22 protein-coding genes are annotated in these 26,083 nt (G+C 63.1%); 16 read left to right on the top strand and 6 right to left on the bottom strand.

All coding sequences use genetic code 11. The features are described 5' to 3' along the window. Nucleotides 1-181 precede the first annotated feature (181 nt). The gene (locus F3H96_RS28855) at nucleotides 182-3,292 is read right to left on the bottom strand and encodes an efflux RND transporter permease subunit (RefSeq protein ID WP_149805044.1); all 3,111 of its coding nucleotides are present in this window, start codon (nucleotides 3,290-3,292) and stop codon (nucleotides 182-184) included. A 2-nt stretch (nucleotides 3,293-3,294) separates the two neighbouring features. Then, complete coding sequence (locus F3H96_RS28850) at nucleotides 3,295-4,422, bottom strand: efflux RND transporter periplasmic adaptor subunit (protein WP_149805043.1); 1,128 nt, start codon at nucleotides 4,420-4,422, stop codon at nucleotides 3,295-3,297. 283 nt (nucleotides 4,423-4,705) lie between these two features. Between F3H96_RS28850 and F3H96_RS28845 the strand changes: the two genes are divergently transcribed. From F3H96_RS28845 to F3H96_RS28835, 3 genes are all read left to right on the top strand, one after another. Next, the gene (locus tag F3H96_RS28845; RefSeq protein WP_149805042.1) at nucleotides 4,706-5,284 is read left to right on the top strand and encodes a TetR/AcrR family transcriptional regulator; all 579 of its coding nucleotides are present in this window, start codon (nucleotides 4,706-4,708) and stop codon (nucleotides 5,282-5,284) included. Nucleotides 5,285-5,330: 46 nt separating this feature from the next. Then, nucleotides 5,331-6,611 (top strand): beta-ketoacyl-ACP synthase II, encoded by a 1,281-nt coding sequence (fabF, locus tag F3H96_RS28840; protein WP_149805041.1) that lies wholly within the window; start codon nucleotides 5,331-5,333, stop codon nucleotides 6,609-6,611. Nucleotides 6,612-6,742: 131 nt separating this feature from the next. After that, nucleotides 6,743-7,570, top strand: coding sequence for an SDR family oxidoreductase (locus F3H96_RS28835; RefSeq protein WP_149805040.1), 828 nt, complete (start codon nucleotides 6,743-6,745; stop codon nucleotides 7,568-7,570). A gap of 135 nt (nucleotides 7,571-7,705) precedes the next feature. On the opposite strand, the gene F3H96_RS30790 is transcribed toward F3H96_RS28835, so the two are convergent. After that, entirely contained in the window at nucleotides 7,706-8,011 is a 306-nt protein-coding gene (locus F3H96_RS30790) for a hypothetical protein (protein WP_188131581.1), read from the bottom strand. Then, on the bottom strand, nucleotides 8,008-8,223 hold the full coding sequence (locus tag F3H96_RS28825; protein WP_149805039.1) for a KTSC domain-containing protein: 216 nt from the start codon (nucleotides 8,221-8,223) through the stop codon (nucleotides 8,008-8,010). The genes F3H96_RS30790 and F3H96_RS28825 overlap by 4 nt, the downstream gene beginning before the upstream one ends. A gap of 103 nt (nucleotides 8,224-8,326) precedes the next feature. On the opposite strand from F3H96_RS28825, the gene F3H96_RS28820 reads away from it, so the two are divergent. From F3H96_RS28820 to F3H96_RS28810, 3 genes are all read left to right on the top strand, one after another. Further along, nucleotides 8,327-8,926, top strand: coding sequence for an alpha-ketoglutarate-dependent dioxygenase AlkB (locus F3H96_RS28820; RefSeq protein WP_149805038.1), 600 nt, complete (start codon nucleotides 8,327-8,329; stop codon nucleotides 8,924-8,926). Between the two features lie 81 nt (nucleotides 8,927-9,007). Continuing rightward, nucleotides 9,008-9,400, top strand: a complete 393-nt coding sequence (locus tag F3H96_RS28815; RefSeq protein ID WP_149805037.1) for a hypothetical protein — start codon at nucleotides 9,008-9,010, stop codon at nucleotides 9,398-9,400. A gap of 64 nt (nucleotides 9,401-9,464) precedes the next feature. Next, entirely contained in the window at nucleotides 9,465-10,655 is a 1,191-nt protein-coding gene (locus F3H96_RS28810; protein ID WP_149805036.1) for an NADH-quinone oxidoreductase subunit D, read from the top strand. A 78-nt stretch (nucleotides 10,656-10,733) separates the two neighbouring features. On the opposite strand, the gene F3H96_RS28805 is transcribed toward F3H96_RS28810, so the two are convergent. Continuing rightward, complete coding sequence (locus F3H96_RS28805) at nucleotides 10,734-11,168, bottom strand: hypothetical protein (RefSeq protein ID WP_149805035.1); 435 nt, start codon at nucleotides 11,166-11,168, stop codon at nucleotides 10,734-10,736. 734 nt (nucleotides 11,169-11,902) lie between these two features. Between F3H96_RS28805 and F3H96_RS28795 the strand changes: the two genes are divergently transcribed. Both F3H96_RS28795 and F3H96_RS28790 read left to right on the top strand, forming a co-directional pair. Further along, a complete protein-coding gene (locus tag F3H96_RS28795) occupies nucleotides 11,903-12,751 on the top strand; it encodes a class I SAM-dependent methyltransferase (RefSeq protein ID WP_244620201.1) in 849 nt (282 codons plus the stop codon). A 242-nt stretch (nucleotides 12,752-12,993) separates the two neighbouring features. Then, nucleotides 12,994-15,576 (top strand): EAL domain-containing protein, encoded by a 2,583-nt coding sequence (locus F3H96_RS28790; RefSeq protein WP_149805050.1) that lies wholly within the window; start codon nucleotides 12,994-12,996, stop codon nucleotides 15,574-15,576. Between the two features lie 53 nt (nucleotides 15,577-15,629). On the opposite strand, the gene F3H96_RS28785 is transcribed toward F3H96_RS28790, so the two are convergent. Further along, nucleotides 15,630-16,814 (bottom strand): Gfo/Idh/MocA family oxidoreductase, encoded by a 1,185-nt coding sequence (locus tag F3H96_RS28785; RefSeq protein WP_149805032.1) that lies wholly within the window; start codon nucleotides 16,812-16,814, stop codon nucleotides 15,630-15,632. A gap of 212 nt (nucleotides 16,815-17,026) precedes the next feature. Between F3H96_RS28785 and F3H96_RS28780 the strand changes: the two genes are divergently transcribed. The 8 genes from F3H96_RS28780 (at nucleotide 17,027) to F3H96_RS28745 (ending at nucleotide 26,074) form a co-directional block, all read left to right on the top strand. Next, the gene (locus F3H96_RS28780) at nucleotides 17,027-17,926 is read left to right on the top strand and encodes a MurR/RpiR family transcriptional regulator (RefSeq protein ID WP_149805031.1); all 900 of its coding nucleotides are present in this window, start codon (nucleotides 17,027-17,029) and stop codon (nucleotides 17,924-17,926) included. A 71-nt stretch (nucleotides 17,927-17,997) separates the two neighbouring features. Further along, nucleotides 17,998-18,780 (top strand): SDR family oxidoreductase, encoded by a 783-nt coding sequence (locus F3H96_RS28775; RefSeq protein WP_149805030.1) that lies wholly within the window; start codon nucleotides 17,998-18,000, stop codon nucleotides 18,778-18,780. Beyond that, nucleotides 18,777-20,306: a mannitol dehydrogenase family protein gene (locus tag F3H96_RS28770; protein WP_244620200.1), complete on the top strand. Its 1,530-nt coding sequence runs from the start codon at nucleotides 18,777-18,779 to the stop codon at nucleotides 20,304-20,306. The genes F3H96_RS28775 and F3H96_RS28770 overlap by 4 nt, the downstream gene beginning before the upstream one ends. A 19-nt stretch (nucleotides 20,307-20,325) precedes the next feature. Beyond that, nucleotides 20,326-21,240 carry a sugar phosphate isomerase/epimerase gene (locus F3H96_RS28765; RefSeq protein ID WP_149805028.1) on the top strand — a complete coding sequence of 305 codons (915 nt, stop codon included), beginning with the start codon at nucleotides 20,326-20,328 and terminating at the stop codon, nucleotides 21,238-21,240. Nucleotides 21,241-21,312: 72 nt separating this feature from the next. Continuing rightward, nucleotides 21,313-22,362, top strand: coding sequence for an ABC transporter substrate-binding protein (locus F3H96_RS28760; RefSeq protein WP_149805027.1), 1,050 nt, complete (start codon nucleotides 21,313-21,315; stop codon nucleotides 22,360-22,362). Between the two features lie 201 nt (nucleotides 22,363-22,563). Beyond that, nucleotides 22,564-24,108, top strand: a complete 1,545-nt coding sequence (locus tag F3H96_RS28755) for a sugar ABC transporter ATP-binding protein (protein WP_149805026.1) — start codon at nucleotides 22,564-22,566, stop codon at nucleotides 24,106-24,108. Further along, nucleotides 24,105-25,091 (top strand): ABC transporter permease, encoded by a 987-nt coding sequence (locus F3H96_RS28750; protein WP_149805025.1) that lies wholly within the window; start codon nucleotides 24,105-24,107, stop codon nucleotides 25,089-25,091. Before F3H96_RS28755 ends, F3H96_RS28750 begins: the two co-directional genes overlap by 4 nt. Next, nucleotides 25,088-26,074: an ABC transporter permease gene (locus F3H96_RS28745; protein ID WP_149805024.1), complete on the top strand. Its 987-nt coding sequence runs from the start codon at nucleotides 25,088-25,090 to the stop codon at nucleotides 26,072-26,074. The genes F3H96_RS28750 and F3H96_RS28745 overlap by 4 nt, the downstream gene beginning before the upstream one ends. Nucleotides 26,075-26,083: the final 9 nt, after the last annotated feature.

Raw genomic sequence — 26,083 nt, 5'->3', positions numbered from 1 at the left:
GCCAGGAATTGCGCCAAAACAAAGAGATAGAGCTCTCCGCCGTCTCCGTGAAACGGTGAACAGTCTAGCGGCCCGCCAGCGCTGCGAATGCGCTCCTCCGCCACTCCAAAATGCGCCTGCGCTTCTCGTCCGGTCGGTTCGCGTTCCGACCAGACGATTCGTGGACACCCCGACACAGTGCCTATTCGGCAGCCATCGCTGCTTGCAATTCGGGTTCTTCGGTCGAAGCCTCATGGGCCACATCTTCGGTCGGCTTGATCCGGAACCACGCGGCATAGAGAGCAGGAAGGAAGAGCAGGATCAGCACCGTGCCGGCCGCCGTGCCGCCGATCAGCGTATAGGCCATCGATCCCCAGAACACGGAGTGCGTAAGGGGGATGAACGCCAGCACGGCGGCAAGCGCGGTCAGGATCACCGGCCTCGTGCGTTGCACCGTGGCCTCGATGACGGCGTGATAGTCGTCAAGCCCGGCAGCACGGTTCTCCTTGATTTGTTCGGTCAGGATCAGGGTGTTGCGCATCAGGATGCCGGCCAGCCCTATCAGGCCCAGAATGGCGTTGAACCCGAAGGGCTGGTTGAAGGTGAGCAACATCGGCACGACGCCGACGAGCCCAAGCGGCGCCGTCAGCATGACCATGGCCATCGTCGAGAAGGATCGTACCTGCAGCATGATGACGATCAGCATGGCGGCGATCATGGCCGGAAAGATCTTGCCCAAAGCTGTGTTGGCCTTCTCAGCCTCCTCGATCGATCCGCCCATTTCGATGCTATAGCCGGCCGGAAGGGACGCGATCAGCGGCTGAAGGGCTTTCATGATCTGCTTTGAGACCTCCGGAGGCTGAGTCGCTTCGTTGATGTCGGAGCGGATCGTGACGACGGGCGTCCGGTCGCGACGCTTCAGGATCGGCTCTTCAAGACGGATCTCCGAATGGCCGATTTGGTCGAGCGGAATCTGCCGGCCGTCCCGGCTCATCAACGAGAAATCGGCCAGACGCGACGGATCCAGCCGTTCGCCGCCGGCGCTGCGGGCCACGATGGGGACATTGCGGATGTCCTCTCGGACCTGCGTGACGGGGATGCCGGTGAGGAGGAACTGGAGCTGCTGCCCCACCTCCGCCGGCGAGAGCCCGATGAGGTTCAGTCGATCCTGATCCGGAATGAAGCGCAGCACGGGCGTGCGATTGCCCCAGTCGCGATTGGCCTGCCGCACGTCCGGGATGCCTCGCATGACGTCGAGGGCCTTTTCCGAGATGGCATATAGTTGCGCGGGATCAGGCCCCATCACCCGGAACTCGACCGGGAACGGCGTGTAGGGGCCAAACACGAGCTGGGTCACACGCACATTGGCCTCGGGCGCAAGTCCATTTGATACCGCCTCCCGGAGCCGGTGCTTCAACACCTCGCGCGCCTCGGCGTCAGGTGTCAGCACGACGATCTTGGCGAAGGCGGGATCAGGCAGTTCCGGCGCCATCGCGAAGAAAAAGCGCGGAGCGCCCTGACCGACATAGCTCGTTACGATCTTGGCCTCGGGCTGGTCGGCAAGCCAGTGCTCAAGCTTCTCAACTGTGGCGGTCGTCGTCTCGATACTGGTGCCTTCCGGCAGGCGAACCTCCACCAGCACCTCAGGGCGGTCGGATGTCGGAAAGAACTGCTGCTTGACGGCACCCATGCCGACAACGGAAAGCGCGAAGGCAATGCCGACGATACCGGAGGTTACGAACTTGTGGCGCACCGCAAAGGTGATGAGCCGGCGAAGGCGCCGATAGTTCGGTGTGTTGTAGATCGCGTGGTGGCCGCCCTCGATCGGTTTGATCGCGGGCAGCATCTTGACGCCAAGGTAGGGCGTGAAGACCACGGCGACGATCCAGGAGACGATGAGGGCGAACCCCACGACCCAGAAGATGTTGCCGGCGTATTCGCCGGCCGTCGAGCGTGCGAAGCCCACGGGCAGGAACCCGGCGATCGTCACAAGCGTTCCCGACAGCATCGGCGCCGCAGTGTGGCTCCAGGCATAGGCCGCCGCCTTGATGCGGTCCATGCCCTCTTCCATCTTCACCACCATCACCTCGATGGCGATGATGGCGTCGTCCACGAGAAGACCGAGCGCCAGGATGAGGGCGCCGAGCGTGATGCGATCGAAGAACCGGCCGGTCTCCAGCATGATGAGGAACACGGCGGCGAGCGTCAGGGGGACGGCAGCCGCCACGACGATGCCGACGCGCCAGCCCATGCTGAGCAGGCTGATCAGCAGCACGACACCGAGCGCCATCGCGAACTTCAACATGAACTCATCGACCGCCGAGGTGATGTTGACGGCCTGGTCGGACACCTTGTCGAGCGTTATCCCGAGCGGCAATGTCCGTGCGATGGCCGCGGTCCGGTCCTCCAGCGCCTTGCCGAGCGCGCGACCATCCCAACCCTCCTGCATGACGGCCGCGAGCATGATGGTGGACTCGCCCTGGCGTCGGATGAGATAGGTGGGAGGGTCCTCGTAGCCGCGGCGGACCTCGGCAACGTCGGAAAGCTTCAGCGTCCGCCCCCCGGCAACGATCGGCGTGTCGGCGATAGCCTGGACGCTGTCATAAGCGCCGTTGAGCCTGATGAAGACCTGCGGCCCCTGAGTATCTATCGAGCCCGCCGGTGTGACGGTGTTCTGCCGCTGCAATGCGACGATGATATCCTGTGCCGACACGCCCAGCGTTGCCAGCTTGGCATAGGAGAACTCGACGAATATCTGTTCCGGACGCTCGCCGAGGATGTTGATTTTCTTGACGCCGGGCACGTGCAGGAGGTCCTGTCGAATTGCCTCGGCCTGCCTGGCCAGCTCACGCATCGGCATGCCTTTGGCCTTCAGCGCATAAAGGGCGAAGCTCACATCCGAATATTCGTCGTTGACGAAGGGGCCGTAGACGCCGGGCGGCAGGTTGCGGGCTTCATCCCCCAGCTTCTTGCGGGCCTGGTAAAATTCTTCCTGCACGGCGGATGGTGGCGTGCTGTCCTTGAGCGTGACCGTCATATAGGCGTATCCCGGCCGCGTGGTCGTTTCGACCCGATCGTACCAGGTGAGTTCCTGAAGCCGCTTCTCCAACGGCTCGGCGACAAGGTCCTGCATCTCGCGGGCCGTCGCGCCCGGCCATGCCGTCGTGACCGTCAGGGTCTTAATGGTGAAGTTGGGATCCTCCGCCCGCCCGAGCATAAGGAACGCGTAAGCGCCGGCCGCCACCAGCAGGAGGATGAAGAACAGGGTGACGGCGCGTTCGCGAACGGCGATCGCTGAAAGATTGAGGTTCACCGTCAGTTACTCCCGCTTTCGGACACAGTCCTGACGCGAGCGCCCTCCTGCAGGAGATGAGCGCCGAGCGAGACAATCTGATCGCTGGAACTCAATCCGGAGATCACGGCGGATTCGCCGGTCACACGAACAAGCTTGACCTGTTGAAAGTGTACGGTCGACGTGGCGTTGTCCAAGACCCAAACGCCGGTCTCCTTGCCGTCGTCGAGTACCGCCCCAAGCGGCACTTGGACTTCCGGCCGACTTGCCTGGGTTGCAAGGCGAATGGTTACCGTCGCGCCAAGCGGCGCGGCCGCGGCCTCACCGTCAAGCACATAGCGGGCCTCATAGGTGCGGGTCTGGGCATCGGCGGAGTTGGACAATTGTCGCAAGCGTGCCGCATGGCGTTGCTCATCACCCCCGTAGACGCTGGCCTCGGCAACGGAGCCGATCGCCGGCCGGATCGTTTCGGGAAGCGCCACCACCGCTTCGCGGGGGCCGGCCTGGGCGACCCGAACCACTGTCTGGCCGGCGGAGACGACCTGGCCCGGCTCGCCAAGCGTGTCGACCACAGTTCCATCGGCATCCGCCGCCAGGACCGCATAGGTCGCCTCATTCTCCGCGACCTTCGCTTCCGCTTCGGCGGCGGCGAGCTGGGCCGCGGCGGTATCCATTGCGGCCTTCGCCTGCTCGTACCGCTGCCGGGGGACCCATCCATCGTTCAGCAGATTGGCGTATCGCCGTTCATCCGGCTCGGTCTGAGCGACGATCGCACGCGCGGCGACAACGGCATTGTGCTTTGCCCTGAGCGCGAGGCGAAGGTCAGTGTCGTCGATCCGCATCAACGGCTGACCGGCTTTTACCTGCTGGCCGACATTCACGAGCCGTTCGATAATCTTGCCGGGAACGCGGAAGCCGAGATTGCTCTCCACCCTCGCCCCTATGATGCCCGTGAAGCTGCGTTCGGAACCGCTCACCTGCGCTGCCATCGCCAGCCTGACGACGGGCGGCTCCTGCCTCGGGTCGCTCGCGGCGGAAGCTTCCGGCGCGGAATTGGCAAATGTGGCGAATGCCGTCGCCCCTGACACCGCGATCGCTCCTGACCCCGCGATCAGGATCGCACCCAGCATAATAACCGGTCTCTTTTTCATGCCCATCGCCTCACGTCGAAACAGATTGCGTTCATTCTCTATGCTGTGTCCTGCGTCGCCCGAGATTCTGCGGACCATCCTCGTAACCCCATTTTAGATTGTGATCGAACTCTATACCATTTAGATTTCGTATGCAATCTAAAATATGACAAGCTCTATCCGCGGCGGACCGCCACACCGCTTCACGTGGCGAAGCCTCTGTCCCGCATCTCTCTTGATAGATTGCGTTCGGTCTCTAACTGAGATATAGATTTGGTACGCAATCTAAATATGGAGATCGACGATGCGTGTAAGTCGCATTCAGGCTGAGCAGAACCGGCAAACCGTGATCGATGTGGCCAGCCGGCTTTTTCGGGAGCACGGCTTCGACGGCATCGGCCTCAAGGATCTGATGAAGGGCGCCGGGCTCACCCAAGGCGCCTTTTATAAACAGTTCGCCTCGAAGGAGGACTTGGCGGCAAAGGCGTCCAGGCGGGCCTTGGAAAGCGCCGCGGGCCGGTGGTCGGCCGCGGTCGCGGCGACACCTGAGGATCCGCTCGGCGCGGTGCTCGACTTCTATCTCAGCGAGGGACATCGCGAAGAAAAGATGGACGGCTGCCCGGTCGTGGCGCTCGGCTCTGACGCGGCCAGACAGAGCGCCGAGGTGAAGGCGTCGTTCGAAGCCGGAATCCGGGAATACCTCGAGATGCTCGGCCCTTGGGTTGGCGAGGCCGACGACGAGGAACCCAGCGGCAAGGCCAAGGCCATTCTCTCGACCATGGTCGGCGCGGTGCTCCTCTCGCGAGCCGTCAACGACCCCGACCTCGCGCAGGCCTTTCTGGATGCGGCGACCGATCAAGTACGCGAAGCAGTCGCGGCTTGAACGGCCTGCGCAGCCTGACCGACACGGCCAAGCGATAGGAGCATAGATGCGACGGATTGTTGTTACGGGCATGGGCGCGGTCACGCCCCTGGCCGCGGATGTCGAAACATCGTGGTCGCGCCTGCTGGCCGGTCGCTCGGGCATCCGCCGGCTTCCAGACGAGGTGGTGGAAAGCCTGCCCGCCAAGATTGGTGGAACGGTTCCCTCCCTGGAAGAAGACCCGCAAGCCGGCTTCGATCCGAATGCGTTCCTGGTTCCGAAGGACCAGCGCAAAGTGGACCGCTTCATTCTCTTCGCGCTGGCGGCGGCGGACGAGGCGATAGCTCAGGCGAAATGGAAGCCGGCCTTGCAAAATGATCGGGTTCGCACCGCGACTGTCATTGCTTCAGGCGTGGGCGGGTTCCCGGCCATAACAGAGGCGGTGCGAACGGTCGATCAGCGCGGCGCGCGGCGTCTGTCACCCTTCACGGTGCCTTCATTCCTGGTGAACCTCGCGGCGGGCCACGTCTCCATCCGTTACGGCTTCAAAGGTCCGCTCGGCGCGCCGGTCACGGCATGCGCGGCTGGCATCCAGGCGATCGGCGATGCGGCTCGTCTTATCCGCGCCGATGAGGCCGATATCGCCGTGTGCGGCGGCACCGAAGCATGCATGAACGTCGTCAGCCTCGGCGGCTTTGCAGCGGCGCGTTCTCTTTCCACCTCCTTCAATCACCGTCCCGACCAAGCCTCTCGCCCATTCGACATGGCGCGCGACGGTTTCGTCATGGGCGAAGGCGCCGGTATCCTGGTCATCGAGGAATTGGATCATGCGCTCGCGCGCGGCGCCGAGCCGCTCGCCGAGCTCGTCGGCTACGGCACGTCGGCGGACGCACATCACGTCACTTCCGGCCCCGAGGACGGCGATGGCGCGCGCCGTGCCATGGAGATCGCAATCGCCCAGGCAGGTATTTCGCCGCGTGAGGTTCGTCATCTCAATGCGCATGCGACTTCCACGCCGGTGGGCGATATCGGAGAGATGGCGGCGATCAAAAGCGTCTTCGGCGCGGATTTCACTATCGCCGTCAGCGGCACGAAGTCAGCGACCGGACACCTGCTCGGAGCCGCGGGTGGGCTTGGCGCGATCTTCACCATCCTGGCGCTCAGAGACCAGGTGGCCCCGCCTACGCTCAATTTGAGCGCTCCCGATCCAGCCGGTGACGGCATCGATTTCGTCGCAAACCAAGCCCGGCCAATGGCGATGGACTACGCGATCTGCAACGGGTTCGGCTTCGGCGGAGTGAATGCCAGCGCGCTGTTTCGGCGGTGGGATGGAGCCGCTCATGGCTGACACTCTGTTCCGACCTTTTCTGCTTGTTCCCTTTCCAAGCTCGACCCACGAGGCGATCTCGCCCGAGCATATCGCGCAGAAAGGTTGATGGCAGGTGCGCGGATACGACCCGGTTAATTGAAAGGAAACAGATGCGACACACAGCGGATGCGAGGACACAAATCTCCCTTGTTGAATTGGATGTCCCCCCGGGGAAACGAGCCCTGATCACAGGTGCATCAAGTGGCTTTGGGCTCGAGTTTGCCGAACTGCTGGCAGCGCAGAAGGTCAATCTCGTGCTCGCAGCCCGGCGAAAGGAGCCAATGGAAAACCTCGCCGTCGACCTTCGCCGAAAATACGGCGTCGATATCCTTGTGGAGCCAATCGATCTTGCCGCGCCTGGCGCCGCGGCCGGTTTGAAGAAAAGCCTGGATGAGAGGGCATTACAGATCGACATTCTGGTGAACAATGCCGGATACGGGTTGCATGGCGAATTTCTAGAAACGCCACTTGAGCGCACCACCGATATGATTCAGCTCAACATCACGGCGCTCACCGAACTGAGCTATGTTTTCGGGCGGGACATGGCAGCCCGGGGATCCGGGCAGATCCTTCTCATTGCGAGTCTCTTGGCGCTCCAGCCTGTTCCCACCTTTGCTGCTTACGCAGCGACGAAGTCTTATGTGCTGGCTTTTGGAGAAGCTCTGCACGACGAACTTCGTCCGCAAGGGGTGGTCGTCACCAGTCTTTGCCCTGGACACACCGAAACGGGCTTCGATGCGGCAGCCGGCGCTCCCGTCTCGCCCATGCTGCGCCTTCTGACGATGAAGCCCCGTCCTGTCGCCGAAATCGGTCTCCGAGCGCTGTCACAAGGGAAAGCGTCGGTGGTTGCCGGGTTCATGAACAACATCGTTGCATTTTCAAATCGCCTGACGCCGCGTTCGATGCAGCGAGCCACCATGAAAAGAATTCTGGGATAGAATTGATGTCGGTCGCCACCTCACACTATGCCGATCCGGCCGCGCGATCTCCCTTCCGACGGTGTGCGATGTTATCGTTTGGGCGGCTTTCGCCCGTCCTGCTCACCGCTACTCCGCTGAACGGCCCGCTGCTTTTCAATAGGGAGCGATGGTGGGGTCCTGCTCGGCTTCACCACCAGCCAGTCGCGATAGCTGCGGCTGGAACGTTCCGCCGCGCACGCCAGCAACGAGCGCGAGCGGAGCCGGGCACTGCTCCCTGACGCGCGCACGTTTACCCTCAAGGATACCGGACATTTCTCGTCGGTTGAAAATCCATCGCAACTGGCACGCGTCATATTGGGGAGCTAGCTGTTGAACCTCAAAAGCCTCATGACGGGGACTGCCATCAAAGCGTGTCATTGAAGAGGTCAGTCCGTGCTTTACGCCGGCCTCGGCGTTCAATGCGCACGTCCATGCTCAACCAGCCGATACCTGAAACGATCGCGCACGAATTCGTTGAAGAATTGACCTTTCGAGGAAGCTGCCTTGAAAGCTGCGTAGGTCTCGGGTCCCACATCCTCGTAATCATAACGGTCGCCGCTTGGAACGAACCATACCGAAAGGACGCGCCTCGACGGATCGTAGCGCATGTTCCTGATCGCGGTGGAAGGCATGTACGGCATCCTGCTTTCCAACCCCTAATCCTTCGCGCACAGCGAGGTTCCCTATGCCGGAGGTCGGCCTTGCGGAAGCGCTCTCATTGCCTATGTGAGCCGCATGTCACCAGCCAAAACCCGAACCGCCGTTGCCCTCCAGGGCGATCTTTTCGATACGCCTGCAACCCTGCCGGAAGGCTTCTCCTACCAGCCGGACCTGATTGCGCGCGACGAAGCGCACGAACTGATCCGTCACATCCAGCGCCTGCCTTTCGAACCGTTCGATTTTCACGGCCATCTTGCCAACAGGCAGATTGTCGGCTTCGGCTTGCGCTACGATTACGAACGCCGCCAGGTCGTGGAGGCGCCGCCCATACCGGACTTCCTGTTGCCGCTTCGCGCCAAGGTCGCCGATTTCGCCAATGTCGCCGCCGCCGGGTTCGCCCAAGTGCTGATCAACGAGTATCGCCCGGGCACCGGCATAGGCTGGCACCGGGATAAGCCGCATTTCGAGCTTGTCGCCGGCGTTTCCCTGCTGGCGCCCTGCAGCTTCCGGCTTCGCCGCAAGAACGGCGCTGCCTGGGAGCGTGAAACGATCGAGGTCGAGCCCGGATCCGTTTATCTCATGTCGGGCCCGGCGCGAAACGAATGGGAGCACAGCATTCCGCCCGTCGAACGACACCGCTACTCCGTGACCTTCCGGACAATGCGCGCCCTGTAGGTTGCCGTACCGGCGCATGTCCGGGAACCATCGCCCGGCCGCGGGGTTTTCTTCGTCAGATCGAGATGGAAAGGAAAAACCATGCGCATATTGACGATGGTGCTGACGCTATCGGCAATGGCACTGACGCAGCCCGCTCCTGCTCAACTCGCCGATCCGCAGCCGCAAGCCCCGCCATCGGCCCAGGAGCCCGCCCCCGACCAGGCGCTGCCCAATCAGGACAATGCCGGCCAGAACGTCACCAATATTGTCGTGGTGGCCATTGAGGACCTGCCTTCGGAGGTGAAGGCGCAGGCCGAAGCCATAGTCACCAGGACGACCGCCAAGGAGTTGGCCAAGCTGCAGAGCTCGGTCGATGCCTCACCCGCAGCAACGTCGGTTCTGCGCGCCAACGGCCTCAACTCGACACAGGTCGTTGCCGCCAATATCGACGGCGACGGCACGCTGACGCTGATCATCCAGACGACCGCATGACCGGCCGGCGCGCGGCCGAGCGGCTGCGGTTCGCCTTCGAATACTCACTTTTGCGGAGGTCGCCATGACCGAGGCCGCAGTCCGCAACTTCACCCTGAATTTCGGGCCGCAGCACCCGTCCGCGCATGGCGTGCTCCGGCTGGTGCTGGAATTGGACGGCGAGATCGTCGACCGCGCCGATCCGCATATCGGCTTGCTGCATCGCGGCACCGAGAAGCTGATCGAATACAAGAATTACCTGCAGGCCCTGCCCTATTTCGACCGCCTCGACTATGTCGCGCCGATGAACCAGGAGCATGCCTTCTGCCTTGCCGCCGAAAAGCTTCTCCAACTGTCCGTCCCCCGGCGCGGCCAACTGATCCGGGTGCTGTTTTGCGAGATCGGCCGGCTCTTGTCGCATCTTCTCAACGTCACCACGCAGGCCATGGATATCGGCGCGCTGACGCCGCCGCTCTGGGGTTTCGCCGAGCGCGAGAAGCTGATGGTGTTCTATGAGCGCGCATCCGGCGCCCGCATGCACGCGAACTATTTCCGCGTCGGCGGTGTGCACCAGGACCTGCCGGAGCAGCTCTTGGACGACATCTGGGATTTCTGCGATCCGTTCCTGAAGGTCTGCGACAATCTCGACGGCCTGCTCACCTACAACCGCATCTTCAAGCAGCGCAATGTCGACGTCGGCACGATCTCGCTCGATGATGCCTGGGGCTGGGGCTTCTCCGGCCCCATGCTGCGCGGCTCAGGCGCCGCCTGGGACCTGCGCAAGGCGCAACCCTATGAATGCTATTCCGAAATGGATTTCGACATTCCGGTCGGCAAGCACGGCGACTGCTACGATCGCTATCTGGTGCGCATGGAAGAGATGCGCCAGTCCGTGCGCATCATGCGGCAGTGCCTTGAAAAGCTGCGCTCGCCCGATGGCCGGGGTCCGGTCGCCGTGCCGAACCGGAAGATCACGCCGCCGCCGCGCGCCACCATGAAGCGCTCGATGGAAGCGACCATCCAGCATTTCAAGCTTTACTCGGAAGGCCACCGCGTGCCCCGTGGCGAGGTCTATGCGGCGGTGGAGGCGCCGAAAGGCGAGTTCGGCGTCTATCTGGTTTCGGACGGCAGCAACGTTCCCTATCGCTGCAAGATACGCGCGCCGTCCTTCGCCCATCTCCAGGCGATGGATTTTCTGTCGCGCGGGCACATGGTGGCGGATGTCGCAGCGATCATCGGCTCGCTCGACATCGTCTTCGGCGAGATCGATCGCTGAAGAGCGAGGAGAGTCCGGCGCCTCTCCACCTCTTCTATGAAAACGTTGCCCCGGCGCGATCCCGCGAACGGGATCGCGTCAATGCATGAACACCGCCCTCAGCCAGGCGAGAATGCCTGCACCCGGAGAGATCGCCGCGCGCACGCGCGACGCCGCCCAGCGTGCCGGCATGTTGGCGCCGACATGGCAATGGCAGACGACCTCATGCAGCTGCCAGTCGCTCATCTCAAAGAAGCGCTTGGCTTCGCCATATGAGTCGTTCTGCAAGCCTTGCGCGCGAAAGATCGGGTCCTCGAAAGCGACGGTGATCGCGGATCCGTCGGAGCGCATTCTTTCACGCATGTCGGGTGAGGCGTATTCGGTGCCCGCGAGCGCCATGAGGCGGCGGCTCGGATTTTGTTCGAGAAGCTGCGCCCAGCGTTCGAGGCGTTGGCCCCGGTTGGCAAAGAGAACCGCTGCTTCGGCATGAACGTCGGCAACGGCATTGAGTTGATCAACGGTTTGATGCTTCACGGCCGCCTCCTATTTCGGCAGATGACCACTCGCCCGCAATGGGAACTAACGCGCCGACCAACGCCGGCAAGAGCCGAAACAGGCGCGCAGAATCATTTGATCGCTCCTTGTCGCCATCGCGCCCCCGCAATCGCGTTGGAACCATCCGCGGGCGCGACCGTTCTGCCAGCTTGCGCCGGCAATCACTCCCGACGAAGCGTCTGAATGCGGCGATCACTTCCATCATTTCAGGTCGGGCAGGACATCCCGCTTGTTGGGATCGAGCAGAGCTTGCCAAGATATCGAGCGGAAGGAACACGATGGCAATTCTCCCCAATCCGGATCCGGTTCCCACGCCGGAGCCCACGCCGCCACCCATTCCGGAACCTAAGCCCGTGCGCGAGCCGGATCCGGATCGTCTGCCCGATGAGGAGCCGGTCCCCAATCCCGATGAGAATGACGCGCCGCCCAAGCATTCGGCTGTGAACAGCACGTTGTGACCTTATCGGCGCCGAGAGGCGCCAACGCGGCTCTCGGTCAGTCGATTATCACTTCTTCGTCGACTCGATCGTCGGTTCGGCGATCAAGGGGTAGTTTTCCCGGCATTCTAGTGCCCGCAATTCCCCGTCAAGCAAGCATGCGCACCGCGCCGCTTCCGACGTCCGGGATTGACGCGCGTGCCCTTCCACTGCAATGTCTGTTAACCAGCCGTTAACCTTGCGACGGCCAAGATCGGGGGCAGTTTGGAACCGTTTTTGGACACGAACCTCCTGAATTGGGATGATCGGGCCGAACTGCACGCGACCGACAGAACGGGCAGCTACCGCATCGAAAATGTACTGGCTGGCGGGTCCAACCTCTATGAGTTGGAAACGCGCGAAGTCGGCGACATTTTCGGCAAAGACATCGTCCATCTGCAATGCCACATCGGGCTGGACACAATCAGCCTGAGAAATCTGGGCGCGGGCAGCGTGACCGGCCTGGACTTTTCACCGAGGGCAATCGCCGCGGCGCGGGATTTCGCCTCCAAGGCAAGCAGCGACGTTCGCTTCGTGGAAGCGCCGCTGTATGAAGCTGTCGAAGCGCTCGACCGGACCTATGACATCGTCTACGTCACCTGGGGCTCGGTGAACTGGCTTGATGATGTCTTCCGTTGGGCGCGGGTGGTCGCTGATCTTCTGCGGCCCGGCGGCCGCCTCTATATGGCCGAGGGCCATCCCTTGATGTTCCAGTGCAATCGCAAGGCCGCAGCGCTCGAGTTGAAGCATGACTGGCGAACACCGATAGCGCGGCCGCTCGTCTGGAGCGAGGCACTGACTTATACCGGCGATGAGCGAACCTTGAAGCATCCTCGTTATTACGAGTGGATCCATCCGATCAGCGACGTGGTGAACGCGCTGATCGGAGCGGGGTTGTCGCTCGATTTTCTCAACGAGCACGACACGGTTTCCTGGAAGCACTTTTCATTCGCGGTCAGGGCCGGCAGGGATATGTACGGCCTGCCCGAAAACGCCCCCAAAATTCCGATGGCCTATTCGATTGGGGCGACCAAGCGAGGTGTCGGGACGTACCGGATCATCCCGAAAAAGGTCGATAGCCACTAACTTCGTAATTTTGGAGTTATGGCGCGATTATCCCACGCAACGGCGCCCGAACCGTCCGGAAACTGCAAAACTTTTAAAGATCGTGAAGGCTAAAATTAAGCCATAGCGGACTAATATTCCCTTGCGCACGCTCGTCCGGACAACTGAGAAGCACAAGGGGACTCGCCCTATTGGATTTTTTCGCCAACAGATTCGCCCGCCTGAAGGCGGCGGTCTTCTCACCAGCGAGGATTCCGGCTGCGATCGCGGTGGTGGTTGTCGCCGTTTGCGCAGTATTCGCAGACCATCAGAACAAGGTCGTCTCGGATCAGGCCGCCCGCGCGGATGTCCTGGCCAAGGTCAACGTCATTCGCGCCAAGCTCGAAGGGAACATCAACGGCAACCTTCAACTGGCGCGAGGTCTGGTCGCGGCAGTCACGACCGAGCCCTACATGGGAGAGCAACGTTTTTCGGAGCTTGCCAGCCGCCTGTTCAACGAAGAGTCTCAACTTCGCAATATTGCCGGCGCACCCGACCTGGTCATTTCCTTGATGTACCCGATGGCCGGCAACGAGAAGGCCATCGGCCTCGATTACCGCAAGAGCGACCAGCAGCGTGCGGCTGCGTTGCGCGCGCGCGACGAGCGCAAGCCAATTCTCGCCGGCCCGGTCGATCTGCAGCAAGGCGGACGGGCCTTCGTTGGCCGATTTCCAGTGTTCGTGAAAAGCGCAGGCAACACCGACCGGTTCTGGGGCATCGTTTCCGCGGTCGTCGACGTGCAGCGCCTTTACCAGGCGAGCGGTCTTCTCGACAAGGATCTCGGGATTGACGTCGCCCTCATCGGCAAGGACGCACTCGGCGCGAACGGAGCCCAGTTTTTCGGTGACGAACAGGTTGTCGAAAGCAATCCGGTGACGGCCGACGTTCTGGTCCCCTCCGGCTCCTGGCGGATCGCTGCGATTCCCAGGGGTGGTTGGCCCACCACTCCCGCCAACGCCTGGCTGCTCCGGGCGATCATGGTGGTGGCGGCGGCGCTGATCTTACTCCCCTTCCTGACGGCGAGTCGCCTGATTGGCGAAAGGCAGCGAAACTACTGGGAGTTGCACCGGCTGTCGCGACGGCTGGAGCTTGCTTTGGAGGCGTCGGCCATCGGAGTGTGGGAGCACGACCTCGAAACCAACCATCTTGCGTGGGACGATCGCGTCAACGAAATATACGGGAGAGATGCCGACAGCGGGCCGCCCGGATATTCGGACTGGGCCGGGGCCATTCATCCCGCCGATCTGCCTGGCGCGCTTGCCGACTTCGACAAAGCCGTTGCCGGGCGGGGCACATATTCATCGGAATACCGGGTGGTTCGTCCGGACGGCGAAATTCGTCACGTCCGGTCAAGGGCGATCTTCTACCAGACCGCGAACAATGCGCCTCGAATGGTCGGCGCGGAGTGGGATGTGACGGCGGATGTTTTGCTGAACACCGATCTGGTTCGCGCTAAACAGCTGACCGAGTCGAAAAACACGGAACTCGAGTCTGCCAAGGCGCGCATAGAACACATCGCCTTACACGATTCGCTGACGGATTTGCCCAACCGGCGCTACCTGGACCAAGTGCTGGAGGATTATGCGGCACAGGCCAAGCTCGGCGGCGGCTACGCGGCGCTGCTTCACGTCGATCTGGACCGTTTCAAGCACATCAACGATACGCTCGGCCACGCGGCGGGTGACGCAATGCTGGTGCATGCGTCATCTGTTCTCAAGTCCAATGTCGGTGACCGCGGTTTCGTCGCTCGGATTGGAGGCGACGAATTCGTCATACTCTGCACGGTGTATGACGATGTCAGCCAGCCAGCGGCGCTCGCCGATAACATTGTCGAGCAGATGCGCAGACCTGTTTATTACCACGGCCATCAATGTCGGTTTGGCGTCAGCATCGGAATTGCGATCGACAATGGCAGAGACGTCGATAGCAAGCAGTTGCTGGTGAACGCCGATATTGCCCTCTACCGGGCAAAGAGGCGGGGCCGCAACCGCTATGAATTCTTCAGTGCAGAGCTGCAAAGCGAAATCGTCAACACGAAGAGAATTGCCGACGAGATTCTAGCCGGTCTCGAGCGAGACGAATTCATCGTATTCTATCAGCCTCAATTTAATGCAAAGACCCTCGAGATTGTGGGAGTTGAAGCTCTGGCGCGGTGGAGACATCCAGAGAAAGGGATACTGGCGCCTGACGTTTTCCTGAAGACCGCTGAAGAGCTGAACGTCGTGTCGGTGATAGACCACAAAATCCTCCAGCAATCGCTTTTGGATTTTGAAGCGTGGTCCGCCGAAAAGATCGGCATTCCGCGTGTATCAGTCAACGTTTCGGCGCGGCGCCTTCGAGACGAGGAACTTCTGAAGAGTTTGCGGGAGCTCAACATCAAGAAGGGCACTTTTTCATTTGAACTTGTCGAGTCGATCTTCCTCGACAACAACGATGATCTGGTAAGTTGGAACGTCGAGCAGATCAAGCAACTCGGCATCGACATCGAAATCGACGATTTCGGCACCGGCTATGCCTCCATTGTCAGCCTGCTCAAATTGCAGCCTCGCCGCCTGAAGATCGATCGCCAGTTGATAGATCCTATCGTGAGCTCCCCCCAGCGACGGCAGGTCGTCTCGTCGATCATCGAAATTGGCAAATCCCTAGGTATCGAGATCATTGCCGAAGGCGTTGAGACGATGAAGCACGCACGTGTGCTCAAAGGGCTTGGCTGCGACATATTGCAAGGCTACGCATTCGGGCACGCAATGGATGCCGACCGGCTGAGAAGCTTTGTTCGATCTCGTCGGTTGCGCATCGCAAGCTAGCCTTTGTTCGAAATCCCGGCATGCGCTCTATCGCAGAAGGCCTGGCGCGCGCCTCAGCGAAACCGCGCCGGCATCCAGGCACCACCCGCCGCGTTCGAGTCCACCGCCGCCGCCACGAACTTCACGCCGCGCGCGCCGTCGACGACATCGGGCACCTGCGCCACGCGCTCCGCATCGACAGTTCCGCCCGAGCGATGCGCGCGGATAATGTCGGCGGCGTCGCGGTAGAAATTGGCGAAGGCCTCGATGTAGCCTTCCGGGTGGGCGGCCGGCATGCGCGAGACGCGCCGGGCTTCCGCTGTCGAGCCATGGCCGCCGCGCACCAGCGTGCGCGTTTCCTCGCCATAGGGCGAGAAGCGCAGTTCCTCCGGCCGTAAGCCCGACCATTCGAGGCCGGCCTTCTCGCCATAGATGCGCACCGAGAGGTCGTTGTAGTGGCCGGGCGAGGTCTGGCTGGCGAGGATCGTGCCACGCGCCCCGCCCGTCCAGCGCAGCAGCACATGCGCGTTGTCGTCGAGCCGCCGCCCCGGCACGGCCGTGAAGAGATCGGCGGAAACCGCTTCGGCCTCGAAGCCGGAGACGAAGCTCGCCAGGTTGAAGGCATGCACGCCGATGTCGGCGAGCACCGCCGACTGCCCCGCGCGCGCCGGATCGGTGCGCCATTCCGCCTGCTTCTGGCCCTCGGCGTCGATCGGCTTGGTCAGCCAGTCCTGGATATAGGCGCCGTGCACCGACACGATGCGGCCGAGCTCGCCCGCCGCCACCATCTCGCGCGCCTGGCGGACCATGGCGTAGCCGGTGTTGTTGAGCGTGACGACGAAACGTCGTTTCTTCGCTTTCGTCAGCGCCACCAGCGCTTCGGCCTCGGCAAGCGTCGTCGACAGCGGCTTGTCGCAGATCACGTCGATGCCCGCCTCGAGAAAGGCGGTCGCGATCGGCGCGTGCAGATGGTTGGGCGTGACGATGACCACCGCCTCGATGCCGTCCGCCCGTGCCGCTTCTGCTTTCGCCATGGCGCGGTAGTCGGCATAGCTGCGTTCCGGCGCGATGCCGATCTCGGCGGCGGAAGCCGCTGCGTTGTCCGGATCCGAGGACAATGCTCCCGCGAGCAGCGCGATCTGGTCGTCGAGCCGCATGGCCAGCCGGTGCACGGCGCCGATGAAGGCATTGCGGCCGCCTCCGACCATGCCGACCCGGAGACGTTGACGCGACGCACCATCAGCGGTTGCATAGACCATGATTGCGATTATTCTCCCAAGGTTCGATGTGCCGGCCGGTGCTGTTGTTCGACATAACCGGCTGTCATTGTTTTCGAATGATATTTCTATTTTTTGTTTTGTAAAACGATTGTGCCGCGTTAGCTTTCACCCAGGCCCAGGGATGGGCCGCATCCGGAGGGCAGGTATCGGATGATGCATCCGATGGTTGGGGGCACGATGAGGCATATGCTATGAGCGGCCGTCGCGGAACGGTCGACGAGCCGTCTGCACACAGGCTGGAGACGGCGGCAAGAAAGCGAAGCCGTTCGCTGGCGGCACTTGGTTACACCAAGCCGCAAACCTATGAGGAATTGCGGGCGGTGCTTTCGTCGGGCACCGTGCATTTCCCGAAGCGGCTTCGCCAGGTCGCGATTTTCCTCTGGCAGCATCCGAGCGAAGTGGCGCTTGGCACGATCGCCCAGGTGGCGGACCAGGCGGGCGTGCAGCCCTCGACCCTGGTGCGCTTCGCTCAGATCTTCGGCTATTCCGGCTTTTCCGACTTCCAGGCCTTGTTCAAGGACCGCATGAAAGGCTCCTGGCCGGATACGCAAGGCAGCCAGGAAAAAGCCTCGGAGCCGAATGCGAACCTGCATTTCCTCAACGGCATGGTCGGTGCCTGCCAAGCCTCGCTCGGCCGCATCGGCAATTCCTTCGACCTTGGCGGCTTCGAGACGATGATCGACCATCTGGCGGCGGCGGATCTGATTTATGTCATCGGCAGCAAGCGCGCCTTTCCCGTCACCACCTATCTGTCGCTCACGCTTTCGCAGCAGGGCGTGCGCAACGTGCTGGTCGACAATGTCGGCTCGACCGCGCTCGACCAGGTCGGCTGTATAGGCCAGCGCGACGCGGTGCTCGCCGTCTCCTTCAGCCCCTACAATTCGATCACGCCGGACCTCGTCGCCGTCGCGCATGAGCGCGGGGCGCGCATCGTCACCATCACCGACAGCACCTTCTCGCCGCTGGTGAAGCTTTCCGACACCTGGCTGGAAGTGGTCGAGCAGGACTTCGGTGGCTTCCGATCGCTTGCCGCCTCGCTTGCCGTGGGCATGGCCTTGGTCCACGGCGTCGTTGCGCAGCGGACAGGCTGACCGGAGCGATTGACTAAAGAGAACCATCGTTCCATATTTGGAAAAATGGAAACTTTGTTCCGGGAGGAGGAATGGAGGTTCGTCTCGACGGCAAAGTGGTGCTGGTCACCGGTGCGACACAAGGCATCGGCCGCGCGATCGCCGAGATCGCCGCGCGCTCCGGCGCGGAAGGTCTCCTCATTACCGGTCGTGACAAGCTTCGCGGCGCAGAGGCTGCGGCGGCTATTTCGCGGATGGGCACCCCGACAGTCATTGTTCCGGCCGATCTCGCCGACCCCGCCGCACCGGCGCGGCTGGTGGAATTTTGTATTTCCCACTTCGGCCGGATCGACGGCCTGGTTAACGCCGCCGGCCTGACGGATCGCGCCTCCTTCGTCGATGCCAGTCTCGACGATTGGACATCGTTGTTCGCCGTCAATGCCCGCGCGCCCTTCTTCCTGATGCAGGCGGCCATCACCGACATGAGGAAACGCGGACAGGGCGGCTCGATCGTCAACATCCTGTCGATCAACGCGCATTGCGGCTCGCCGGAGCTTGCCGTCTACTCCGCCACCAAGGGCGCGCTGGCGACGCTGACCAGGAACGCCGCCAACGCCCATCGCTTCGACCGCATCCGCGTCAATGGCATCAATGTCGGCTGGACCGACACGCCTGCAGAACGCGTCATGCAGGCCGAGACGCTCGGCCACGGTCCGGGCTGGCTCGAGGCGGCCAATGCGACACAACCCTTCGGCCGGCTGTTCTCCGTCACCGACATCGCCAACCTTGCCGTTTTCCTGCTTTCCGACGCGGCCGGCCCGATGACCGGCGCGCTGATCGACCAGGAGCAATGGGTGATCGGAGCCAACCGGTGAGCGAGCCGGACAGCCTCGGCCCTGCCCTGCTCGGCCGCTTGCCGCCCGAGGTCGGCAAGCCGGCTTACGATCGCGCTGCGCTGAAGCCGGGAATCGCCCATATCGGCGTCGGCGCCTTCCATCGCTGCCATCAGGCCGAATATACGGACGATCTCCTGGCGAGCCGTTTCGATCGCTGGGGCCTGATCGGCATCAACATCAGGCCGCCTTTGCTTAGCCAGTCGCTCGGCCGGCAGGACGGTCTCTACACGCGGCTCATCCGCCAGAACGACGAAGTCGAGGCGCGCATCATCGGCAGCATCGTCCGCGTCGTCGATAGCCAGGACAGCGCCGCGCCGGCGCTGGACGTGCTCGCCTCGTCCGACATCGAAATGGTCACCATGACGGTGACCGAGAAAGGTTATTGCCACATTCCGTCAAGCGGGGCGCTCGACCTCGACCATCCCGACATCGCGCACGATCTCGCCAATCCCGAGACGCCGCGCAGCGTGCCCGGCATCCTGGCAAGGGCGCTGGAATTGCGCATGGGCTCGCATGGCCGGCCGGTGACGCTGCTGTCCTGCGACAACATTGCGAGCAACGGCATCATCCTCGGCAACGTCGTGCGGACCTTCGCCGAACAGCGCGGCGGGAAGCTGCCGGACTGGATTGCCGCCAATGTCGCCTTCCCCTCCGCCATGGTCGATCGCATCGCGCCGGCGACGACCGCGGCCGATATCGACACCGTCGAAAAGCGCTTCGGTTACCGCGACGGCGCGGTCGCGGTCGGCGAGTGCTTCCGCCAATGGGTGATCGAGAACTGTTTCGCCGGGCGTGTGCCGCGCTGGGATCGCGTCGGCGCGAGTTTTGTCGACGACGTCACGCCTTTCGAGCATCTCAAGATACGGGTGCTGAACGGCGCCCAGACCACACTCAGCTATCTCGGCGTACTCGGCGGCTTCGAGCACACGTCGGACGCCATCGCCGATCCGCTGCTGGCAGCCTTCGTTCGCCGCATGCTGACGGAAGAAACGCTGCCGACGCTTCATGCGGTGCCCGGTATCTCGCCGACGGCCTATGTCGAGCAGAGCCTGTCGCGCCTTACCAACACCGCGATCCGCCACCGCAACCACCAGATTGCCACCGACGGCTCGCAGAAGATCGTGCAGCGGCTGCTCAACCCGATCCGCGAACGCCTGGCGAAGGGCGAAAGCATCGCGCTGCTGTCGGTGCCGGTCGCCGGCTGGATGGCCTATCTGATCAAGGCTTCCGCGCGCTTCGGCCGCGCCTGGCCCGCATCGGACCCCTTTGCCGCCAGGATCGCAGCGATCGCCGACCGCGTAGGGGCTGACAGCAAGGCACTCGCCGATGCCATCCTCGCCATCGACGCCATCTTCGATCCGCAACTTGCCGCCAACGCGACACTGCGCGCGCATGTCGTCGCCGGACTCGAGGGTCTGCTTTCGGGCGATCCGATGGGCTTCGTCGCACAAGTCTGCGCTGAGCCAACGGATGCGCGGTTGAAGCAACCGGCGCGATCTGCATAGTTAGCAATTGGGAGGGACTATGAAGCTTGGACTGCTCACCGCGCCGTTTCCGGATGCGCCGCTCGACGAAGTCGCCGACTGGGCGCGCTCGGCCGGTTTCGAGGCGCTGGAAATCGCCTGCTGGCCGAAGGCCTCCGGAGCAAGTCGTCGCTATGCCGGCACCAGCCATATCGATGCCGCGGGCACCTCGGCCGCGCAGGCCAAGGACATCGCCGACGAACTCGCCGGCAAGGGCCTGACCATCTCCGGCCTCGGCTTCTACCCCAATCCGCTGCATCCCGACCAGGCGCACCGCGAAGCGGTAATCGATCATCTGAAGAAGGTGATCGTGCTTGCAAGCCGCATGGGTGTGCCGCTCGTCAACACCTTCTGCGGCGGCGATGCCTCGAAGACCGTCGACGCCAATTGGGAAGAGGCGCAGAAAGTATGGCCGGCGATCATCGCGCACGCGCGCGAGCATGGCGTGAAGCTCGCTTTCGAGAACTGCCCGATGATCTTCAGCTATGACGAATGGCCGGGCGGGCACAACATCGCCTACTCGCCCTATGTCTGGCGCCGCATCCTGGAAGCCTGGGGCGGCGATGTCGGCATGAACTTCGACCCTTCGCATCTCGTCTGGCAGATGATCGACAAGGAGCGCTTCATCCGCGAGTTCGGCAACAACATGCTGCATGTGCATGCCAAGGACCTGATGATTGATCATGATGGTCTGTACGAGCGCGGAATCCTTTCGGCTGGCATAGGCTGGCAGGTGCCCCGCATGCCGGGGCTCGGGGACATCGATTGGAGCAGGATTTTTTCGGGCCTTTACCGGGCCGGATATGACGGGCCGGTCATCATCGAGCATGAGGACCGGCGCTTCGAGGGGACGGATGAAAAGGTGAAGCGCGGCTTCCTGCTGGCCCGCGACGTGCTGCGCCCCTTCATCAAATGACGGAGAGCTTGGCTCCGATCGCATCGGCGCCCTGGAACTGGACTGAAAAGATCAATGTGGAGGAGTACTGAAATGAAAAGACATCTGACCGCGGCCGCGCTGCCGATTATTCCACTGCTTGCCGGTGCGGCTCTGCTCGCCTCGGTGGCCGTTTCGGTGGCCGCCGGCAAGTACACGATCGGCATTTCCAACACCGTGCAGGGCAATGGTTGGCGCGAGGAAATGATCTGCGCCATGAAGGCGCAGGCGCTCGCTTCCGGCGAAGTGGCGAAGCTCAACATCGCCCACCGCAACACCGACGCCGCCGGCCAGCTCGAGGACATCCGCAACCTGATCAGCGCCAAGGTCGACGCCATCGTCGTCAATCCAGCCGATCCGGCCGGCATCAAGGCCGGCCTCGAGGAAGCCACGAAGGCCGGCATCGTCGTCGTCGCCGTCGACCAGGCGGTGACCGAGCCGTCCGCCTACATCATCTCCAACAACCAGGAACAATATGCCTATCTCGGCGCCAAGTGGCTGTTCCAGAAGATGGGCGGCAAGGGCGAGGTCTTCTACATGCGCGGCGCCGCCGGCGCTTCGGCCGACTCTGACCGCGACAAGGGCTTCAAGAAGGCGCTGGCCGAATTCCCCGACGTGAAGGTCGCGCAGGAAGTGTTCACCGGCTGGCAGCAGGATCAGGCCAAGCAGCAGATACTGTCCTTCCTCGCCACCGGAACGCCGATCAACGGCATCTGGACCTCGGGCATCGACAACGTCATCGTCGACGCGCTGGTCGAGCAGCAGGCCCCCATGGTGCCTGTTGTCGGCGCTGACAATGCCGGCTTCGTCGGCCAGCTCAGCTCGGTCAAGGACCTGGTCGGCGCGGCCGTCACCAATCCCGGCTCGATCGGCGGCGCCGGCGTCACGCTGGCCCTGCAGATCCTCGACGGCAAGAAGCCGGCGCAGCAGACCGTGCTGGTCGAGCCGCAGCTCTGGGAAAACGCCACCGACGAAGGCAAGGCCAAGCTGAAGAGCGTCGTCGATTCCTCGCTCAGCCCGGAATGGCCGGTGTCGATCTCGATCCCCGATTGGACGACCTATAGCAAGGAGCAGATCGTCGCCTGCAAGGGCCCGGGCGAATAAGCGCCTGATCTGAACGCAAGCGCGAGGACGCTGGACCAAGGTCTGGCGTCCTTGCCATTTGATTTGGCACGCATAATTTGAGCCTTCGAGCAATTCCAGGAAAAGTGTGAGCGGTTTTCCGTCCGGAATTGCGCAAAAACAAAAGGATAGAGCGTTTCACCGTTTCCATGAAACGGAGAAACGCTCTAGATCGAGAACGCCTTGACCACCAGCCCTCTCCTCGACGCCACCGGCGTGGCGAAGAACTATGGCGCGGTTGCCGCGCTGCGCAACGCCTCGCTGTCCGTTCTGCCGGGCGAAGTGCACGCGCTGATGGGCGCCAACGGCGCGGGCAAGTCGACACTGGTGAAAATCCTCACCGGAGCCATCCGCGCCGATGCCGGCCGCATCCTGATTCGCGGCGAGCAACTCGATATCCGTTCGCCAGCCGCCGCCCGCCGCGCCGGCCTGCTGCCGGTCTACCAGGAACCGGCGCTGATCCCCGATCTCGACGTCCTGTCCAATCTGCGGCTGACCGGCACGCCGGTCGAGCCCTTCCGCGCCTGGGTGCGCGAGCTTGGCATCCCCGACCTCGATATCCGCGAGACGGCGCGCCATATCCCTTTGGCCATCCTGCGCGTGCTCGACCTGGCGCGCGCGCTTGCCGTCGAACCCGATGTGCTTGTGCTCGACGAGATGACCGCGGCGTTGCCGGCAAACCTCGCCGAGAAAGTGCTCGAGGTCGTGCGCCGCCAGGGCGACGCCGGCCGCTCCGTGATCTTCATCTCGCACCGTTTCGTCGAGATCTCCGCGCTCTGCGACCGCGCCACAGTTCTGCGCGACGGCTCCACGGTCGGCGTCGTCGACATCGAGCCGGGCATCGAGGAAAGGATCGTCGAGATGATGCTCGGCACCCGCATCGAAAAGACCCGCGTCAGCGCGCGCGCGGCAAACGATGTGACGACTGCCGCCGGCAGCCGCCCGCGGCTGTCGGTGCGCAACCTCCAGCTCGGCACCAAGCTAAACGACGTCTCCTTCGAGCTCGCCAATGGCGAGGTCGCCGGCGTCTTTGCGCTCGAGGGACAGGGCCAGGACGAGCTCTTCGCCGCCCTCGCCGGCTCGATCCGCCCGACGGGCGGCAGCATCGGCGTCGATGGCGCGCCGGTGAAATTCTCGCATCCGAGCGACGCTATCCAGGCCGGCATCGCCTATGTGCCGGGCGACCGTACCGAGGCTTTGGCCATGCAGCGCTCGGTGCGCGAGAACATCGCGCTGCCTTTCAGCGCAGCGCTTCGCAAATGGGGGCCGATCCGGATGCGGCGGGAGCAGGTGGTGGTTTCCAGCGCCGTCGCCAGATTGCAGATCGACACCCGCGCGCAGGGCGAAGTGCAGCGCCTTTCCGGCGGCAACCAGCAGAAGGTGACCATTGCCCGCTGGATCGCGGCCAACGCCCGCACCATCCTTTGCTTCGATCCGACCCGCGGCATCGACGTCGGCACCAAGCAAGAGATCTACAAGCTGCTGCGCGAGCTCGCCGGCCAGGACAAATCGGTGCTGTTCTACACATCCGAAATTGAAGAGGTGCAGCGTGTCTGCGATCGCGTCATCGTCATCTTCGGCGGCCGCGTCGTCGATACGTTCCCGGTCGAGCAGGCCGACGAGGCCTCACTGATGCGAGCCGCCTACGGTCTGCCGCGCGGCGCCAGGGCGGATGTCGGCATCCTTGCCGAGGTGAAGCCCGGTTCCAATGCGGAGGCCGCGTCATGAGCCGCTTCTTGCGCAATCAGGGTTGGGTCGCCGGCCTGTTCGCCCTGCTGGTCTTTCTCTTCATCATCACCAAGCTGATCCAGCCGGGCTACGGCAGCGGCGACTTCGGCTCGCTGGCGCGGGCGGTTTTGCCTTACGCCTTTGCCGTCGCCGCCCAGACCATCGTGGTCATCGCCGGCGGCATCGACCTTTCGGTCGCCGCCATGATGGCGCTGACCAGCGTGACGGCCGCCTCGATGATGAACGGCGCCAGCGAGGAATACGCGCTGTTCGTCGTCCCCTTCGTGCTCGCCATGGGCCTCGTGCTCGGCGCGCTCAACGGCGTCCTCATCGTCGTCACCCGCGTGCCGGATATCGTGGTCACGCTTGCGACGCTGTTCGTGCTGCAGGGAGCGGCGCTGCTTGTGCTTGGCGCTCCCGGCGGCGCCGCCGCCGAATGGCTGAAGGCAAGCGTCATCGGCACCGTGCCGATCTCCGGCCTGCCGGATTGGGCCGACGCCTGGGTTCCGAAGGCACTGCTGCTGCTCGTCGTCTGCCTCTGCATCATCTGGATTCCGCTCAGGCGTTCACGCCTCGGCCTCTCCATCTACGCCATCGGCAGCAATGAGCTCGCCGCCTTTCGCAGCGGCGTGCCGGTGGCGCGCACCAGGATCATCGCTTACGCGCTCTCCGGCCTGTTCGGCGCGATGGGCGGATTGTCGCTTACCATCAGCACCGGCATCGGCGCACCGATCCCCGGGCCTTATTTGCTTGCCAGCGTCGCTGCCGTGGTGCTTGGCGGCGTCGCGCTCGGCGGCGGCAAGGGCGGGCTGCTCGGGCCGATCATCGCCGTCTTCGTACTGAGGCTAGTGCGCACCGATCTGACGCTGCTCGCCATCGATCCGAACGTCACCGCCATCATCGAGGGCGCGATCATGGTCGCGGTCGTGATGTTCGGCGCTTTCATAACCATCCGCGGTCGCCCTGCAGGAGCAATGCCATGACGGACAGCGCGACCATGCCCCAGCCTGTGTCGATCGGCCGTCGCCTGAAGCGCTTCATGGCGGACCGGCCGCTCATCCCGCTGATCATCCTGCTCGTCATCCTGGTGGTGATCCTGCAGATGCTGCGCCCGGGCATCGTCAACGAGCGCTGGATCGCCAACACCGCGAAGTTCGCCATCCCGCTGGCAATCCTTGCCGGCTGCCAGACCATGACCATGCTGACCGGCGGCATCGACCTTTCGGTCGGTACCGTGGCGACGATGAGCGCCTTCATTATGGCGACCCAGATCGTCAACCAGGATCCGGCGGTGGCCTTCCTGCTGGCCATGCTGCCCGCGGTGCTGATCGGCCTCGTCAACGGCATCGGGGTTGGCGTGTTCCGGGTGCATCCGCTGATCATGACGCTCGGCACCAGCCTGATCGGCACCGGCTTCCTGCAGGTCTACCAGCGCACGGTGATCGCGTCCGGTGCCAGGATTCCGGATTTCCTCAACTGGCTGGGCACTGGCGTCACCTATGGTTTTCCCAACGCGCTGTTGCTGTTCATGCCGGTGGCGGTGCTGATCGTCTTCATGCTGAACCGCACCGGCTTCGGACGCCTGCTCTACGCCGTCGGCGACAACGAGCGCGCCGCAAGGCTCTCCGGCGTGCGCTACTGGCAGGTGATCACCGCGCTCTACATTCTCTCCAGCCTGCTCGCCGGCATCACCGGCCTGCTTTACATCGGTCTGATCAAGGCGCCGTCGCTGTCGCTCGCCGAGCCGCTGGTGCTGCCTTCGGTGGCTGCCGCGGTGATCGGCGGCACCTCGATCTTCGGCGGCCGCGGCGGCTACATGGGCACCATCATCGGCGCGCTCATCCTCACCGTGCTGACGACGCTGCTCACGATCCTGCAGATGCCCGAAGGTGGCCGCCGCATCTTGTTTGGCTTCATCGTCCTGTTCGTCACGGCGGCATATTTGCGGATTATCGAGGACCGGTAGAACCAGGCG

It is taken from the genome of Mesorhizobium sp. NFR06, from assembly GCF_900115245.1.
In the GTDB taxonomy this organism is placed as follows: domain Bacteria; phylum Pseudomonadota; class Alphaproteobacteria; order Rhizobiales; family Rhizobiaceae; genus Mesorhizobium.
The sequence above is the reverse complement of the archived record's forward strand: the minus strand, read 5'-3'. Positions and strand labels throughout refer to the sequence as shown.